Annotated in this window: 15 protein-coding genes; 12 read left to right on the top strand and 3 right to left on the bottom strand. The window is 57.8% G+C overall.

Annotated features, from left to right (window positions below):
- The first annotated feature begins 38 nt into the window (after nucleotides 1–38).
- The 10 genes from tap to bglB all read left to right on the top strand — a co-directional run bounded on the left by tap (nucleotide 39) and on the right by bglB (nucleotide 11,382).
- Nucleotides 39–1,640 (top strand): methyl-accepting chemotaxis protein IV, encoded by a 1,602-nt coding sequence (gene tap, locus AC2FAJ_RS05540; RefSeq protein ID WP_485453908.1) that lies wholly within the window; start codon nucleotides 39–41, stop codon nucleotides 1,638–1,640.
- A gap of 19 nt (nucleotides 1,641–1,659) precedes the next feature.
- On the top strand, nucleotides 1,660–2,526 hold the full coding sequence (gene cheR, locus AC2FAJ_RS05535; protein ID WP_014884342.1) for a protein-glutamate O-methyltransferase CheR: 867 nt from the start codon (nucleotides 1,660–1,662) through the stop codon (nucleotides 2,524–2,526).
- Nucleotides 2,523–3,572 (top strand): protein-glutamate methylesterase/protein-glutamine glutaminase, encoded by a 1,050-nt coding sequence (locus AC2FAJ_RS05530; protein ID WP_014884341.1) that lies wholly within the window; start codon nucleotides 2,523–2,525, stop codon nucleotides 3,570–3,572. The genes cheR and AC2FAJ_RS05530 overlap by 4 nt, the downstream gene beginning before the upstream one ends.
- Before the next feature lie 17 nt (nucleotides 3,573–3,589).
- The gene (gene cheY, locus AC2FAJ_RS05525; RefSeq protein ID WP_000763862.1) at nucleotides 3,590–3,979 is read left to right on the top strand and encodes a chemotaxis response regulator CheY; all 390 of its coding nucleotides are present in this window, start codon (nucleotides 3,590–3,592) and stop codon (nucleotides 3,977–3,979) included.
- A 10-nt stretch (nucleotides 3,980–3,989) separates the two neighbouring features.
- Nucleotides 3,990–4,634, top strand: a complete 645-nt coding sequence (gene cheZ / locus AC2FAJ_RS05520; RefSeq protein WP_028013643.1) for a protein phosphatase CheZ — start codon at nucleotides 3,990–3,992, stop codon at nucleotides 4,632–4,634.
- Between the two features lie 148 nt (nucleotides 4,635–4,782).
- Nucleotides 4,783–5,931: a flagellar biosynthesis protein FlhB gene (flhB, locus tag AC2FAJ_RS05515; RefSeq protein ID WP_485453907.1), complete on the top strand. Its 1,149-nt coding sequence runs from the start codon at nucleotides 4,783–4,785 to the stop codon at nucleotides 5,929–5,931.
- Nucleotides 5,924–8,002 carry a flagellar biosynthesis protein FlhA gene (flhA, locus tag AC2FAJ_RS05510; protein WP_045631222.1) on the top strand — a complete coding sequence of 693 codons (2,079 nt, stop codon included), beginning with the start codon at nucleotides 5,924–5,926 and terminating at the stop codon, nucleotides 8,000–8,002. Before flhB ends, flhA begins: the two co-directional genes overlap by 8 nt.
- Complete coding sequence (gene flhE / locus AC2FAJ_RS05505; protein ID WP_028013640.1) at nucleotides 7,999–8,391, top strand: flagellar protein FlhE; 393 nt, start codon at nucleotides 7,999–8,001, stop codon at nucleotides 8,389–8,391. The genes flhA and flhE overlap by 4 nt, the downstream gene beginning before the upstream one ends.
- 263 nt (nucleotides 8,392–8,654) lie before the next feature.
- Nucleotides 8,655–10,238: an MFS transporter gene (locus tag AC2FAJ_RS05500; protein WP_041909434.1), complete on the top strand. Its 1,584-nt coding sequence runs from the start codon at nucleotides 8,655–8,657 to the stop codon at nucleotides 10,236–10,238.
- A 4-nt stretch (nucleotides 10,239–10,242) separates the two neighbouring features.
- Nucleotides 10,243–11,382, top strand: coding sequence for a beta-galactosidase BglB (bglB, locus tag AC2FAJ_RS05495; RefSeq protein ID WP_041911995.1), 1,140 nt, complete (start codon nucleotides 10,243–10,245; stop codon nucleotides 11,380–11,382).
- 34 nt (nucleotides 11,383–11,416) lie between these two features.
- On the opposite strand, the gene argS is transcribed toward bglB, so the two are convergent.
- Complete coding sequence (gene argS / locus AC2FAJ_RS05490) at nucleotides 11,417–13,150, bottom strand: arginine--tRNA ligase (protein ID WP_028013635.1); 1,734 nt, start codon at nucleotides 13,148–13,150, stop codon at nucleotides 11,417–11,419.
- Between the two features lie 239 nt (nucleotides 13,151–13,389).
- Between argS and AC2FAJ_RS05485 the strand changes: the two genes are divergently transcribed.
- Nucleotides 13,390–13,950 carry a VOC family protein gene (locus AC2FAJ_RS05485; protein WP_047362797.1) on the top strand — a complete coding sequence of 187 codons (561 nt, stop codon included), beginning with the start codon at nucleotides 13,390–13,392 and terminating at the stop codon, nucleotides 13,948–13,950.
- Between the two features lie 78 nt (nucleotides 13,951–14,028).
- Nucleotides 14,029–14,772, top strand: coding sequence for a copper homeostasis protein CutC (gene cutC / locus AC2FAJ_RS05480; RefSeq protein ID WP_485453906.1), 744 nt, complete (start codon nucleotides 14,029–14,031; stop codon nucleotides 14,770–14,772).
- Nucleotides 14,773–14,892: 120 nt separating this feature from the next.
- Here cutC and cmoB read toward each other — a convergent pair whose 3' ends face one another.
- Together cmoB and cmoA are read right to left on the bottom strand one after the other, a co-directional pair.
- Nucleotides 14,893–15,864: a tRNA 5-methoxyuridine(34)/uridine 5-oxyacetic acid(34) synthase CmoB gene (cmoB, locus tag AC2FAJ_RS05475; protein ID WP_028013632.1), complete on the bottom strand. Its 972-nt coding sequence runs from the start codon at nucleotides 15,862–15,864 to the stop codon at nucleotides 14,893–14,895.
- Nucleotides 15,861–16,604, bottom strand: coding sequence for a carboxy-S-adenosyl-L-methionine synthase CmoA (gene cmoA / locus AC2FAJ_RS05470; protein WP_041909439.1), 744 nt, complete (start codon nucleotides 16,602–16,604; stop codon nucleotides 15,861–15,863). The genes cmoB and cmoA overlap by 4 nt, the downstream gene beginning before the upstream one ends.
- Nucleotides 16,605–16,616: the final 12 nt, after the last annotated feature.

Here is a 16,616-nt window from a genome sequence, read left to right as displayed (position 1 = left end):
ATTAAACCGCGGCTGCTTGCCGCTTGATGGGAGCGTGGATGTTAAATCGTATTCGTATCTCGACCACACTGTTTTTGATTCTGATCCTTTGCGGTGTGTTGCAGGTTGGCAGTAACGGGTTGTCTTTTTGGGCGTTTCGCGATGGCTATCAGAATTTGCAGGACGTTGAGGCGAGTAATCAGCAGCGCTCCGCACTGGCACAAACGCGTGCCGTGCTGTTGCAGGCAAGCACTGCGCTGAACAAGGCAGGAACCTTAACCGCGCTCAGCTATCCGCCGGATGACATTAAGGCGCTGATGGCAACGGCGCGCGACAGCCTGAAGCAGGCAGACGCACAGTTTAAGGCCTTCACGGCGCAGGCGGCCGACGGCGAGAAAGAGAAAGCGCTGAAGGCGGCCATGAAAAAGAACTTTGAGCAGTGGTACAGCGATCTGGACCACCAGGCGACCTGGCTTGAGAACAACCAGCTTTCGGACTTCATGACCGCTCCGGTCCAGGCATCTCAGGCGGCGTTTGACGGCAGCTTTGACGCATGGCAGCAGGATATCAATCAGTCTGTTCTGCGCGCCGGTGAAGCAAGCCGCACCAGCTATCACATGTCTGGCGTTATCTTTGCCGTCGTTGTGATTCTGGCGGGGCTGCTGACCGGCGGGGCGCTGCTCTGGGCGCGCAGAATGATTGTGCAGCCGCTGGCGATTATCAGCAGCCACTTCGACAGTATTGCGAAGGGGGATCTGGCGCGTCCGGTGGCGGTGTTTGGCAAAAACGAAATTTCGGCGATCTTTGCCAGCCTGAAGGCCATGCAGGGGTCGCTGCGGGAAACGGTATCCGACGTGCGTCAGGGCAGTTATGCCATGCATACGGGGATCTCAGAGATTGCGGCGGGGAATAACGATCTCTCGTCCCGCACCGAGCAGCAGGCGGCGTCGTTGGCGCAGACGGCGGCCAGTATGGAACAGCTGACCGCGACGGTAAGCCAGAACGCCGATAACGCGCGTCAGGCGTCTGACCTGTCAAAACAGGCGGCGCTGACGGCGAAGAGAGGGGGAGATCAGGCCTCTCACGTGGCCAGCACCATGCAGGAGATTGCCGCCAGCTCGCAGAAGATCGGCGACATCATCAGCGTGATTGACGGTATTGCGTTTCAGACCAACATCCTGGCGCTGAACGCCGCCGTGGAAGCGGCGCGCGCCGGCGAGCAGGGACGTGGGTTTGCGGTGGTGGCAGGTGAAGTGCGAAACCTGGCGAGCCGCAGCGCCAACGCGGCGAAAGAGATTAAGTCCCTCATTGAAGAGTCGGTCTCTCGCGTCCAGCATGGGTCTGCCCTGGTGGATACGGCGGCGCATACCATGCACGAGATCGTCACCTCCGTGACGCGGGTTAACGACATCATGGGCGAGATTGCCTCGGCGTCGGACGAACAGCGTCGCGGGATAGAGCAGGTGGCTCAGGCCGTTAGCCAGATGGATCAGGTGACGCAACAGAATGCCTCGTTAGTTGAGGAAGCGGCAGCGGCAACCGATCAGCTGGCCAGCCAGGCGGATCGTCTCACCGGGCTGGTCGCGGTATTTAATGTGAAAGAGCACGTTGAAGCAGTAACAGAAGTCGGGCGGTCGCAGGCCGTGCCAGTTGTATCCTGAATGTAATTAAGAAGGCGCTATGACATCACCAATGCCCCCTGGGCAAACGTCATTATTGTTGCAGATGACACAGCGCCTCGCGCTGTCCGACGCGCATTTTCGTCGGATATGTCAGTTAATCTACCAGCGTGCGGGGATCGTGCTTGCGGATCATAAGCGGGACATGGTCTACAACCGACTGGTGCGGCGCTTGCGTACGCTGGGGCTGGATGATTTTGGCCGCTATCTGAGCATGCTCGAAGCGAACCAGAACAGCGCGGAGTGGCAGGCTTTTATTAACTCACTCACGACCAACCTGACGGCCTTTTTCCGTGAAGCCCACCACTTTCCGGTTCTGGCCGAGCACGCGCGCCGTCGCACCGGGGAGTATCGCGTATGGAGTGCGGCCGCCTCAACGGGCGAAGAGCCGTACTCGCTGGCGATCACCCTTGCAGACACGCTGGGCATGGCGCCGGGACGCTGGAAAGTCTACGCCAGCGATATCGACACCGAGGTGCTGGAGAAGGCGCGTAACGGCGTGTATCGCCAGGACGAGCTGAAAACGCTGTCGCCGCAGCAGCTGCAGCGTTACTTCATGCGCGGTACGGGGCCGCATGAAGGCCTGGTTCGCGTACGCCAGGAGCTGGCGAACTGCGTCGAATTCGCGCCCGTTAACCTGCTCGATAAGCAGTACAACGTGCCGGGGCCTTTCGACGCCATTTTTTGCCGTAACGTCATGATCTATTTTGATAAAACGACGCAACAGGACATTCTGCGTCGGTTTGTTCCGTTGCTCAAGCCTGACGGTTTACTGTTTGCCGGGCATTCGGAAAACTTCAGCAACCTCGCGCGTGAGTTTAGCCTGCGTGGGCAAACGGTATATGCGCTGAGTAAGGAAAAAGCATGAGTAAAATCAGGGTATTGTCTGTCGATGATTCAGCGCTGATGCGTCAGATCATGACTGAAATCATCAATAGCCACAGCGACATGGAGATGGTGGCCACTGCGCCGGATCCGCTGGTAGCGCGGGATTTAATTAAAAAATATAACCCCGACGTGCTAACGCTGGATGTCGAGATGCCGCGCATGGATGGCATAGATTTCCTTGAGAAATTGATGCGCCTGCGTCCCATGCCGGTGGTGATGGTCTCCTCCCTGACCGGGAAAGGTTCGGAAATCACTCTGCGCGCGCTGGAGCTGGGGGCGGTGGATTTTGTCACCAAACCGCAGCTCGGCATTCGCGAGGGGATGCTGGCGTACAGCGAGATGATCGCCGAGAAAATTCGCACCGCCTCGCGCGCGAAGCTCGCGGCCCACAAGCCGATGGCCGCGCCGGCAACCCTGAAGGCCGGACCGTTACTCAGCTCGGAAAAACTGCTGGTTATTGGGGCGTCAACCGGAGGAACAGAGGCAATTCGCCATGTACTCCAGCCATTGCCGCTTTCAAGTCCGGGTATTCTGATCACGCAGCATATGCCGCCTGGCTTTACCCGCTCCTTCGCCGAACGTCTGAACAAGCTGTGCCAGATCAGCGTGAAAGAGGCGGAAGACGGCGAGCGCGTGCTGCCGGGACATGCGTATATCGCGCCGGGGGACAAGCATATGGAGCTGGCGCGCAGCGGCGCTAACTATCAAATCAAAATTCATGACGGACCGCCGGTTAACCGGCACCGTCCGTCGGTGGATGTGCTGTTTCATTCGGTGGCGAAACATGCGGGGCGCAACGCCGTTGGGGTGATCCTGACGGGGATGGGCAACGACGGTGCCGCCGGAATGCTTGCAATGCACCAGGCTGGCGCCTGGACGATTGCGCAGAATGAAGCAAGTTGTGTGGTGTTCGGCATGCCGCGCGAGGCCATCAATATGGGTGGCGTGAGCGAAGTGGTCGATCTTAGCCAGGTAAGCCAGCAGATGCTGGCGAAAATCAGTGCCGGACAGGCAATACGTATTTGACTCAGGAGTATTATTTTATGGCGGATAAAGAGCTTAAGTTTTTGGTTGTGGATGACTTTTCCACCATGCGTCGCATTGTGCGCAACCTGCTGAAAGAGTTGGGCTTCAACAACGTTGAAGAAGCAGAAGACGGCGTGGATGCGCTGAACAAACTGCAGGCTGGCGGGTTTGGTTTTGTCATCTCCGACTGGAACATGCCGAATATGGACGGTCTGGAGCTACTGAAAACTATTCGTGCGGACGCGGGCATGGCGTCTTTGCCGGTGCTGATGGTCACTGCAGAAGCGAAAAAAGAGAACATCATTGCCGCTGCACAGGCGGGCGCAAGCGGCTACGTGGTGAAGCCATTCACCGCAGCGACCCTGGAAGAGAAGCTCGGTAAGATCTTCGAGAAACTCGGCATGTGAGGTGTTGGTGATGATGCAACCTGCAATGAAACCCGTTGAAGAACACTCGCCGAGCGACATCATCGTCCGCATCGGCAGCCTGACGCGCATGCTGCGTGACAGCCTGCGTGAACTGGGGCTGGATCAGGCCATTGCCGAAGCGGCGGAAGCGATCCCGGACGCCCGCGACCGTCTGGACTACGTTGTGCAGATGACCGCTCAGGCAGCTGAACGTGCGCTGAACAGCGTTGAAGCCTCACAGCCGCATCAGGATGCGATGGAAAAGGGCGCGAAAGCCCTGACCCAACGCTGGGATGAGTGGTTTGAGAACCCCATCGAGCTGGCGGATGCCCGCGAACTGGTGACTGACACCCGTCAGTTCCTGGGGGATGTGCCGGGCCACACCAGCTTCACCAACGCCCAGCTGCTGGACATTATGATGGCGCAGGATTTCCAGGATCTGACCGGTCAGGTCATCAAGCGCATGATGGATGTGATTCAGGAGATTGAGCGCCAGCTGCTGATGGTGCTGCTGGAGAACATCCCGGAACCGGCTGCCCGTCCAAAACGCGAGAACGAAAGCCTGCTCAATGGCCCACAGCTCGACGCCAGCAAGGCGGGCGTCGTGGCAAGCCAGGATCAGGTGGACGACCTGCTGGACAGCCTCGGCTTCTGATTGTCCATTCCGCCTCAGGGGGGTTACGCCGCCTGAGGCGGTTTACGACAAAATCACCGAAAAGAGCCCGAATAAACGGGCTTTTCCCGCCATTGGATTTCCGCTGCGCTGGCATGATACCCGTGACGTAATGGGCTGAGCATGCACTGTGGCAGAAGAGAACGACGACAAAACGGAAGCCCCCACACCCCACCGACTAGAAAAGGCGCGTGAGGAAGGGCAGATCCCCCGATCCCGAGAATTGACCTCCCTGCTGATCCTTATCGTAGGCGTGTGCATTATCTGGTGGGGTGGGGAGTCGCTCGCCCGCAAGCTGGCGGGGATGCTCTCCACCGGCTTACGTTTTGACCACAGCATGGTCAACGACCCGAATCTGATCCTCAGCCAGATTATTCAGCTGATAAAAGGGGCCATGGTTGCGCTGCTGCCCCTGATTACCGGCGTGGTGCTGGTGGCGCTGGTCTCCCCGGTGATGCTGGGCGGGCTGGTCTTTAGCGGAAAATCGCTGCAACCTAAATTTTCAAAACTGAACCCGCTGCCGGGCATTGCGAAAATGTTCTCGGCGCAGACCGGGGCCGAGCTGCTCAAGGCTATTCTCAAATCGGTGCTGATGGGCAGTTCCGCAGGATTTTTCCTCTGGTACCACTGGCCCGAAATGATGCGCCTTATCAGCGAGTCGCCCCTTACCGCGATGAGCAATGCGCTGAACCTGGTTGGGCTTTGCGCGCTGCTGGTGGTGCTCAGCATTATTCCGATGGTGGGTTTTGACGTTATCTTCCAGCTCTATTCCCACTTCAAGAAACTGCGAATGTCACGTCAGGACATCCGCGACGAATATAAGCAGATGGAAGGTGACCCGCACGTGAAGGGGCGCATCCGGCAGATGCAGCGTGCCGCTGCCCGTCGCCGCATGATGGAAGATGTGCCGAAAGCGGACGTCATCGTTACCAACCCGACGCACTATTCCGTGGCGCTGCGCTATGACGAAAACAAAATGAGCGCGCCGAAAGTGGTGGCAAAAGGGGCGGGGCTGACTGCATTGCGCATCAGGGAAATTGGTACCGAAAATCGCGTGCCGATCCTGGAAGCGCCTCCGCTGGCGCGAGCCCTTTACCGCCACGCGGATATCGGACAACAGATCCCTGGACAGCTCTACGCCGCGGTGGCGGAAGTGCTGGCCTGGGTATGGCAGTTGAAGCGCTGGCGTCTGGCCGGCGGTCAACGGCCTGTCAAACCTGAGAACCTTCCGGTGCCTGCCGCGCTGGATTTTATGAACGAGAAGGACACTGATGGCTAATCTGGTGGCAATGTTGCGCCTGCCCGGCAACCTGAAATCGACCCAATGGCAGATCCTCGCCGGGCCGATCCTCATCCTGTTAATTCTGTCGATGATGGTACTGCCGCTCCCGGCGTTCATCCTCGATCTGCTTTTCACCTTCAATATTGCGCTGTCCATTATGGTGCTGCTGGTGGCGATGTTCACCCAGCGCACGCTGGAGTTCGCCGCGTTCCCGACTATTCTGCTGTTTACCACCTTGCTGCGGCTGGCGCTGAACGTGGCCTCCACGCGTATCATCCTGATGGAGGGCCACACCGGCGCGGCAGCGGCGGGTAAGGTGGTCGAGGCCTTCGGCCACTTCCTGGTGGGCGGGAACTTCGCTATCGGTATCGTGGTGTTCGTTATCCTCGTGATCATCAACTTTATGGTTATCACCAAAGGTGCAGGGCGTATTGCGGAAGTGGGCGCGCGCTTTGTGCTGGACGGGATGCCGGGCAAGCAGATGGCGATCGACGCCGATCTGAACGCCGGGCTTATCGCCGAAGATGAAGCGAAAAAGCGCCGCGCGGAAGTGACCCAGGAAGCGGACTTCTACGGCTCCATGGACGGTGCAAGTAAGTTTGTGCGCGGTGATGCCATCGCGGGCATCCTGATCATGGTGATTAACGTGGTCGGCGGCCTGCTGGTGGGGGTACTGCAGCACGGGATGGACATGGGCCATGCGGCGGAAAGCTATACGCTGCTGACCATTGGTGACGGTCTGGTCGCACAGATCCCGGCGCTGGTTATCTCCACTGCGGCGGGCGTTATCGTGACCCGCGTCAGTACCGATCAGGACGTTGGCGAGCAGATGGTGGGCCAGCTCTTCAGTAACCCGCGCGTGATGCTGCTGGCGGCTGCGGTGCTCGGGCTGCTCGGCCTGGTGCCGGGGATGCCAAACCTCGTGTTCCTGCTGTTTACGGCGGGGCTGCTGGGGCTGGCCTGGTGGATGCGTGGTCGTGAGACCAGGCCGGCTGCGGAACCGGTTCCGGTGAAAATGCCGGAGAACACCCAAGCCGTAGAAGCGACCTGGAACGACGTTCAACTGGAAGATTCCCTGGGAATGGAAGTGGGGTATCGCCTGATCCCGATGGTGGATTTCCAGCAGGATGGAGAGCTGCTTGGCCGCATCCGCAGCATCCGTAAAAAATTCGCCCAGGACATGGGCTTCCTGCCGCCAGTGGTGCATATCAAGGACAATATGGACCTGCCGCCTGCGCGCTATCGTATTCTGATGAAGGGTGTTGAAATTGGCAGCGGCGATGCTTACCCGGGACGCTGGCTGGCGATTAACCCTGGCACTGCAGCTGGCACGCTGCCGGGCGAGCAGACCGTCGATCCGGCCTTTGGCCTGGCGGCAATCTGGATTGAAAGCGCGCTGAAAGAGCAGGCACAAATTCAGGGTTATACGGTTGTCGAAGCCAGTACCGTGGTGGCAACCCACCTTAATCATCTGATTGGGCAATTCTCGGCCGAGCTGTTTGGCCGTCAGGAAGCGCAGCAGCTTCTCGATCGCGTGACGCAGGAGATGCCGAAGCTGACAGAAGACCTGGTGCCGGGCGTGCTGACGTTAACTACGCTGCACAAGGTGCTGCAAAACCTGCTTGAGGAAAAAGTGCCGATCCGCGATATGCGTACCATCCTGGAAACCCTTGCCGAGCATGCGCCGCTGCAGAGCGATCCGCACGAGCTGACGGCGGTGGTGCGCGTGGCGCTGGGGCGTGCGATCACCCAGCAGTGGTTCCCGGGGACCGGCGAAGTCCAGGTGATTGGACTCGATACGCCGCTTGAACGCCTGCTGCTGCAGGCCCTGCAGGGCGGCGGCGGCCTCGAGCCTGGCCTGGCGGATCGCCTGCTGGAGCAAACTCAGGAGGCGCTGGCGCGTCAGGAGATGCTGGGCGCGCCGCCGGTGCTGCTGGTCAACCACGCGCTGCGTCCGCTGCTGTCGCGCTTCCTGCGCCGCAGCCTGAATCAGCTTGTTGTGCTGTCGAATCTGGAGCTGTCGGATAACCGCCATATCCGCATGACGGCAACGATTGGAGGAAAATAATGAAATGGCTATGGATTTTGCTCTTCCCGCTGGCGGCTCAGGCTGCCGGGGAAGGGACCTGGCAGGCAAGCAGCATGGGCGTGACCCTCAGCAACCGGGGTGTCGCCATGTCTTCTAATCCGCTGTCGCCCTCTGAAACGGTTTCTGGTCAGATGGGAATGGTGGTGTGGAACTACAGGCTGATTGGCCCAACGCCAGCCGGACTGCGGGTGCGCCTCTGCTCACAGACCCGCTGCACGGAAATCGACGGCGAAAATGGCACAACGCAGGCGTTCAACGGAGTGCCGGCCATTGAACCTTTACGTTTTATCTGGGAAGTGCCGGGCGGAGGACGTTTGATCCCGGCGCTGAAGGTGCAGAGCAATTCTGTCATCGTCAACTACCGCTAGCTGCCTGCCTTTGTCACCAGCCATCAGTCAATTCTGATGGCTGTCTCGCAAAATTGACCTCACCTTTTGATGCAACAGAAACGCTGTTTTATAAATTAGTGACACGCGTGACGCAACTCTTTGCATTTTTGCCATTTACCCTGCCCGTGATGGCAGAAACAGAAAGGTATCAGGACGTCGTTGCATTTACTGTAGCCGTGTAAAAACTCCCCGATGAGCCTTACTTGCAGGGAGTCTCCCAAATTTGCTTAGGGTTGACGGCAATGAAAACACGTAAAATTGGACTCGCAAATTATCTTGCTTACGGGGCAGGCGATTTTCTCGGGGCCGGTACGACCGCCCTGACGGCGGCCTGGCTTTTGTATTTTTATACCACCTTCTGTGGACTCACACCGATTGAAGCAACCTTCATCTTTGCCGCTGCGAGGGTGCTGGATGCTGTTGTCAGCCCGTTAATGGGCTTTTTGACGGATAACTTCGGTACGACCTGGCCTGGAAAGCGCTTTGGTCGCCGTAAGTTCTTTATCCTGCTAGGCATTCCGTGCGTGTTCAGCTACTCGTTGATGTGGGTAGGGGACATGAATTTCTGGTACTACCTGCTGACCTATCTGGTGTTTGATATTGTCTACACCATGATTCTGGTGCCTTACGAGACGCTGGTGCCGGAAATGACCGACGACTTCAAACAGAAAACCAAGTTCTCCGGGGCGCGTATTTCTATGGCGCAGATGTCAGCGATTCTGGCCTCCTTCCTGCCGGGGATCCTGCTCACCCACTTCGGTAAAGACAACGCCATCTCATTCTTTTACGCAAGCCTGGTTTTCTCCGTGCTGTGCGCCCTGATGCTTACCTTTGTCTGGTTCTTTACCTGGGAGCGCCCGCGTGAGGAGTGGTCTGAAGCGGCGCTGCGTGCCGAAGAAGAGAAGAAGAAACTGACGCTGGGGCAAAGCATCAATCGTCTATTTGTCGAATTAAGCTCTACGCTGCGCATCAAGATTTTCCGCCAGCATCTCGGCATGTACCTCGGCGGCTACATCGCACAGGACGTATTTAACGCAGTCTTCACCTACTACGTGGTGTTTGTGCTGATGCAGGAAGCGTCAATGGCGTCCAACCTGCTGGGCACGATGGCTATCTTCCAGTTCCTCGCCGTGATCGGGATGATCCCGCTGTGTATTCGCTTCGGACCTGCGCCGTCCTACCGCATGGTGGTGGTGCTGTTTGGCCTGGCGTCTCTCTCTTACGCCATGCTCTATTACGCCGATCTGAGCGACGTCTACGCTCTGCTGTTACTGATCTCTGCGGTGGCTGGGCTGGGTCGCGGCGGTATTAACTACGTGCCATGGAATACCTATACCTACATTGCTGACGTGGATGAAGCGATCACCGGCCAGCGCCGGGAAGGGATTTTCGCCGGCATCATGACCCTGACCCGTAAGGCGTCACAGGCCGGTGCGGTGATGCTGGTGGGCATCGTGATGCAAATGTCCGGCTTTGTCAGCGGTCAGAAGGTACAGCCTGCTGAAGTGAGCCACACCATTCTGCTGATCCTGAGCGTGGGCACCATCCTGGTGCTGTTCTGCGGTTTCCTCGTTTCCCTGCGCTTCAGGCTTAATTTGCAGACCCACCGCACGCTGCGCGAGGAGACCGCGAAAATGCGTGAGTGTGGTCATGCGATGCCGGAGTCAGCGACGCCACACGCCCGCGCCACCGTCGAGATGCTGGCCGGTATGCCTTATGAGTCACTGTGGGGCAATAACAACATCGGTTATCTGAATCGCAATAAGCCAGCTGCATCTTCGCTGAAGGATCGCGCGGTACTCAATTCGACATACAACAGAGGTTAAGATGATGAAAGTTTGGCCTGTCAAACATAGCCCGCTATTGCGTCAGCCAGAGCGCTTTATCGCCCGGGACGAGCTGAAATCGCTGATTCAAAAAGTGACGCACAACCTGGTCAATATCCACGATAAAACGGGTGAATTTTTGCTGCGGCTGGACGACGGGCGCGTGATCGACACCAAAGGCTGGGCCGGATGGGAGTGGACGCACGGCGTCGGCCTGTATGGCATCTGGCAGTACTACTGCCAGACCGGTGACGAAGGGATGCGCAACATTATCGACAGCTGGTTTGCCGACCGCTTTGCGGAAGGCGCCACCACCAAAAACGTCAATACGATGTCGCCGTTTCTGACGCTGGCCTATCGCTACGAAGAGAGCAAAAACCCGGCCTGGCTGCCGTGGCTGGAAAGCTGGGCGGAGTGGGCGATGAATGAGATGCCACGCACCGAACACGGCGGTATGCAGCACATCACGCTGGCGGAAGAGAATCATCAGCAGATGTGGGACGACACGCTGATGATGACGGTGCTGCCGCTGGCGAAAATCGGCAGGCTGCTGAATAAGCCGGAGTACGTAGAGGAGGCGATCTATCAGTTCCTGCTCCACGTGCAGAACCTGATGGACCGGGAGACGGGGCTGTGGTTCCACGGCTGGAGCTACGACGGCAATCATAACTTTGCCCGGGCCCGCTGGGCGCGCGGCAACAGCTGGCTGACCATCGTGATCCCGGACTTCCTTGAGCTGGTGGATCTGCCGGAAAACAACGCCGTGCGCCGTTATCTGGTGCAGGTGCTGAAGGCGCAGGTTGCCGCGCTGGCAAAATGTCAGGACGAAAGCGGGTTGTGGCATACGCTGCTGGACGATCCGAACTCGTACCTGGAAGCATCCGCCACGGCAGGGTTTGCCTACGGGATCCTGAAAGCGGTGCGGAAGCGCTATGTTGAGCCTGAATATGCTGACGTTGCTGAAAAAGCGATTCGCGGCATCGTGAAAAATATCTCGCCGGAAGGGGAGCTGCTGCAAACGTCGTTCGGGACGGGAATGGGCAGCGATCTTGAGTTTTATCGCCAGATCCCGCTGACGTCGATGCCGTATGGCCAGGCGATGGCGATTCTCTGTCTGACAGAGTATTTGCGGAAATACTTCTGATAATAAAAAACCCGGCGTTTGCCGGGTTTCTTTTTTACATACGTTCTACGGTTTCGATACCCAGGGTATCCAGACCCAGCTTCAGAGTCTTCGCCGTCAGCTGAGCCAGCTTCAGGCGGCTGTTACGCACCGATTCATTTTCTGCAGACAGAATAGGGCAGTGCTCGTAGAAGCCGGAGAACAGACCCGCCAGATCGTACAGGTAAGCACACATCACGTGCGGCGTGCCGTCACGCGCGACAACCGTCAGCGTCTCTTCGAACTGCAGCAGACGCGCCGCCAGCTGTGCTTCACGATCCTCCGTGATGGTCACTGTAGCATTCGCCAGCACGCTTTCATCAATGTTCGCCTTGCGGAACACGGAGAGCACGCGGGTATAGGCGTACTGCATGTACGGCGCCGTGTTGCCTTCAAACGCCAGCATGTTGTCCCAGTCGAAGATGTAGTCGGTGGTGCGGTTCTTGGAAAGATCCGCGTATTTCACCGCGCCGATACCGACGGCGTTGGCCAGTTTTTCCAGTTCGTCAGCAGGCATGTCCGGGTTCTTCTCCGCCACCAGGCGACGGGCGCGCTCCAGCGCTTCGTCCAGCAGATCGGAAAGCTTCACGGTACCGCCCGCGCGGGTTTTGAACGGCTTGCCGTCTTTACCCAGCATCATGCCGAACATGTGGTGTTCCAGCGGCACGCAGTCCGGCACGTAACCGGCTTTACGCACGATAGTCCACGCCTGCATCAGGTGCTGGTGCTGACGGGAGTCGATGTAGTACAGCACGCGGTCGGCGTGCAGGGTTTCGTAACGGTATTTCGCACACGCGATGTCCGTGGTGGTGTAGAGATAGCCGCCATCCTTTTTCTGGATAATCACGCCCATCGGTTCGCCTTCCTTGTTTTTGTACTCATCAAGGAACACTACCGTTGCGCCTTCGCTCTCCACCGCCAGGTTTTTGGCCTTCAGGTCCGCCACAATGCCTGGCAGCATCGGGTTATACAGGCTTTCACCCATCACGTCGTCGCGGGTCAGGGTCACGTTCAGACGGTTATAGGTAAGCTGGTTCTGGGACATGGTGATGTCAACCAGCTTGCGCCACATCTCGAGGAAGTATTGATCCCCGCCCTGCAGCTTCACCACGTAGCTGCGTGCGCGCTCGGCAAAGGCTTCGTCTTCGTCATAGTGCTTTTTGGCTTCGCGGTAGAACCCTTCCAGGTCCGCCAGCGCCATTTCACCCGCGTTTTCCTGCTGCTGTTTTTCCAGGTAAGCAATCAGCATGCCGAACTGGGTGCCCCAGTCGCCCACGTGGTTCGCGCGGATCACCTTGTGACCGAGGAACTCAAGGGTGCGTACCGCGGCGTCACCGATGATGGTGGAGCGCAGGTGGCCTACGTGCATCTCCTTCGCCACGTTCGGGGCAGAGTAGTCGACCACCACGGTCTGCGCTTCCGGCTGGGAAACGCCCAGACGGTCAGACTTCAGCGCCGCGTCAACGTGGCTCGCCAGGAACGCAGGCTCAAGGAAAATATTGATAAAGCCCGGACCAGCAATTTCGGTTTTGCTGGCAATGCCGGAGAGATCCAGATGCGTCAGTACCTGCTCAGCGAGCTGTCGCGGCGGCATGCCCAGTTTTTTAGCCACTGCCATCACGCCATTAGCCTGATAGTCGCCAAACTGTACTTTTGCTGACTGACGAACCTGCGGTTCGCAATCCGCAGGTGCGCCTGCGGCAATCAGTGCCTGACTGACTTTTTCGGAGAGAAGAGCCTGAATATTCACCTGGATACCTTACGTTTTTGATGCGGGCTTACAACCGCCCGCGCCAGTTAAAGAATTTAGGGCGGGAGTATACTGCAAATGCCTTCTGGCGTCAGCATTGCGGGGCCCGAAGATTGCTCAGAATCCAGGCTAAGAAAGCGTGCATAACCATGCAGTCATAAAAAGCCGGATTCAGCGGTTGGTCAAAACGGGGCAACGGAGTAAATTAGCGGCTTTGCGACACGAAAAGAGACTGACTTATGGCGAACTGGCAATCCATTGACGAACTGCATGATATTTCCGCAGATTTACCTCGCTTCACAAAGGCGTTCACAGAACTTGCCACCCGTCTTGGTCTGGATATCGTGCCGCTTGCGGCGGATCACATTTCCTTGCGCTGCCACCAGAATGCCACCGCCGAGCGCTGGCGTCGCGGGTTTGAACAGTGTGGCGAGTTGCTTTCTGAGAACATCATCAATGGACGCCCCATTTGTCTGTTCAAACTGCATGAGCCGTTGAACGTGGCGCACTGGCAGTTCACCGTGGTTGAACTGCCGTGGCCGGGCGAGAAACGCTATCCGCACGAAGGCTGGGAGCATATCGAAATCGTCCTGCCGGGTGAGCCGGAAACGTTGAACGCGCGCGCCCTGGCCCTGCTGTCAGACGACGGGTTAAGCAAGCCGGGGATTGTTGTGAAGACGAGTTCACCCAAAGGCGAGCGCGAGCGTCTGCCTAACCCAACGCTGGCCGTGACGGACGGGCAGGTGACCGTGAAATTTCATCCCTGGACCATTGAGCAGATTGTTGCCAGCGAAGCCTGAGAGTTGTGATTCGTCGCTGAGACACGAAACGAGAGGCGTGCAATGATGGCGCGTTAAGCTGATTTTAAGGAGAAGCAGATGGCGCTGCTGGAGATTTGTTGTTACAGCGTGGAATGTGCCGTAACGGCGCAACAGATGGGAGCTGACCGTATTGAGCTATGCGCCGCCCCGAAAGAAGGGGGCTTAACGCCTTCATACGGCGTGTTGAAGTCTGCCCGCCAGGCCGTCACCATCCCGGTCCACCCGATTATTCGGCCTCGCGGCGGCGATTTTTGTTACACGGCGGGCGAGTTCAGTGCCATGCTTGAAGATATCGCCCTTGTTCGCGACCTGGGGTTCCCGGGGCTGGTGATCGGCCTGCTTGATGAGGATGGTCACGTCGATCTGCCGCGGATGCGTAAGGTGATGGACGCCGCGAAAGGAATGGCCGTCACGTTTCATCGTGCGTTTGATATGTGCAAAGATCCCCTGCAAGCATTTGATACGCTTGCCGAACTTGGCGTGGCGCGCGTCCTGACATCGGGACAGCAGTCTTCGGCGGAAAAAGGTCTGCAATTAATTACGGAACTAAAAGCACATTCCGGTGTTCCAATAATAATGGCGGGTGCGGGAGTCCGTGCCAGCAATCTGGAACGGTTTTTAAACGCCGGGGTGGAAGAGCTTCACAGCTCTGCGGGGAAATGGATACCTTCACCCATGCGTTATCGCAATACAGGGCTGTCAATGTCGACGGATGCTGAAGCGGATGAATATTCTCGCTACGGCGTAGAGGGAGAGTCGGTTGCGGAAATGAAGTCGCTGATTGAGCGTCATCACGTGTAGCAACGTACCGATTTTTACCGCGCATCATGTCGCCCAATATGATGCTTGCTTGTACCAGGCCCCTGCAATTTCAACAGGGGCCTTTTTTTATCCCCTCACCCCAGGGGGGAGAGGGAAAAACTACGGCTTGGTCGCAATCAACACCGCACGCATCGGTGCAGGATAGCCTTCAACGGTTTTGCTGTGGTCGGCCGGGTCGAGGAACTGCTCCAGCGATTCGGTGATCATCCAGTCGGTGCGGCGCTGCTCTTCGATAGACGTTACGCAAACATCGGCAATGCGCACATCCACAAATCCGCATTTCTCCAGCCAGTTTTTCAGCGCCAGCGCGGACGGGATGAAGTAAACGTTGCGCATCTGCGCGTAGCGATCGCCCGGCACCAGAACCGCATGCTCATCGCCTTCAATCACCAGCGTCTCCAGCACCAGCTCGCCGCCGCTGACCAGCTGATCTTTGAGCTGCCACAGGTGTTCAAGCGGGGAACGACGATGATACAGCACGCCCATCGAGAAGACGGTATCGAACGCTTTCAGGGCAGGGAGCTGCTCTATGCCCAGCGGCAGCAGATGCGCGCGCTGGTCGTTGCCGAGCAGTTTTCGCACCGCCTCAAACTGGCACAGGAAGAGCTGCATCGGGTCGATGCCGACCGCCAAATGGGCTCCCGCGCCAATCATGCGCCACATGTGGTAACCGCTGCCGCAGCCTACGTCCAGAATGGTGCGCCCGGTCAGGTCGGAAAGGTGCGGCAGTACGCGATCCCACTTCCAGTCTGAGCGCCACTCGGTATTGATGTTCACGCCGTACAGCGAGAACGGCCCTTTGCGCCACGGCATTAAATTACGCATCAGCGTTTCGATGCGGTTGATCTGCCCGGCAGGGAGCGGCTCTGCGCTTTCCGCCGTCACGCTGTGCAGTAAATCCAGACGATGCGGCGTCAGCTCCGGCAGATACTCCACGGCATTTGACCACTGCTTTAACAGGCCGTGCTGCTGATCGCGCTGCCAGGCGGCAATCTGCGCCGGCAGGGTCTCCAGCCAGTGGGAAAGATGGTTTTTAGCAATCAGCTGATAAAAGTTGCTGAATTCAATCATGCGGCATCCCCGGCTTTAAGCGCCACCAGAGAGCCAAAGTTAAAGCACTGGAACCACAGTTCGCTGTGCTCAAAACCGGCTTTGTGCAGGCGCGCTTTATGGGTTTCCACGGAGTCCGTCAGCATCACGTTTTCCAGCATGCTGCGCTTCTGGCTGATCTCCAGCTCGCTGTAGCCGTTCGCCCGTTTGAAATCGTGGTGCATGTTGAACAGCAGCTCGCCTACTTTGGCATCCTCAAAGCTGAATTTCTCAGAAAGCACCAGCGCGCCGCCGGGATTCAGCCCCTGGTAAATTTTGTCCAGCAGCAGCTGGCGGTCTTCAGGCACCAGGAACTGCAGGGTAAAATTCAGCACTACCATCGAGGCGTTGTTAATCTCGATCTCGCGGATATCGCCTTCCACCACGTCCACCGGAACGGGGGCTTTGTACGCGTCAATATGGCGACGGCAGCGTTCCACCATGGCCGGGGAGTTATCGACGGCAACGATTCGGCAGCCATCGTGATGAATGTTACGACGTACCGACAGCGTTGCCGCGCCGAGCGAGCAGCCCAGGTCATAGACCTGCGTACCGGGTTGAACGAAGCGCTCAGCCAGCATACCGATCATAGAGATAATATTGGAATAACCGGGAACAGAGCGCTGGATCATATCCGGGAAGACTTCGGCTACCCGTTCATCGAAGGTCCAGTCGCCCAGGCTGGCGATAGGCGCGGAAAAAAGCGTGTCGCGATCTGACATAACGTAAAAATC

Source organism: Enterobacter cloacae complex sp. 385G4 (assembly GCF_057320665.1).
This window is presented reverse-complemented; position numbering and strand designations above follow the sequence as displayed.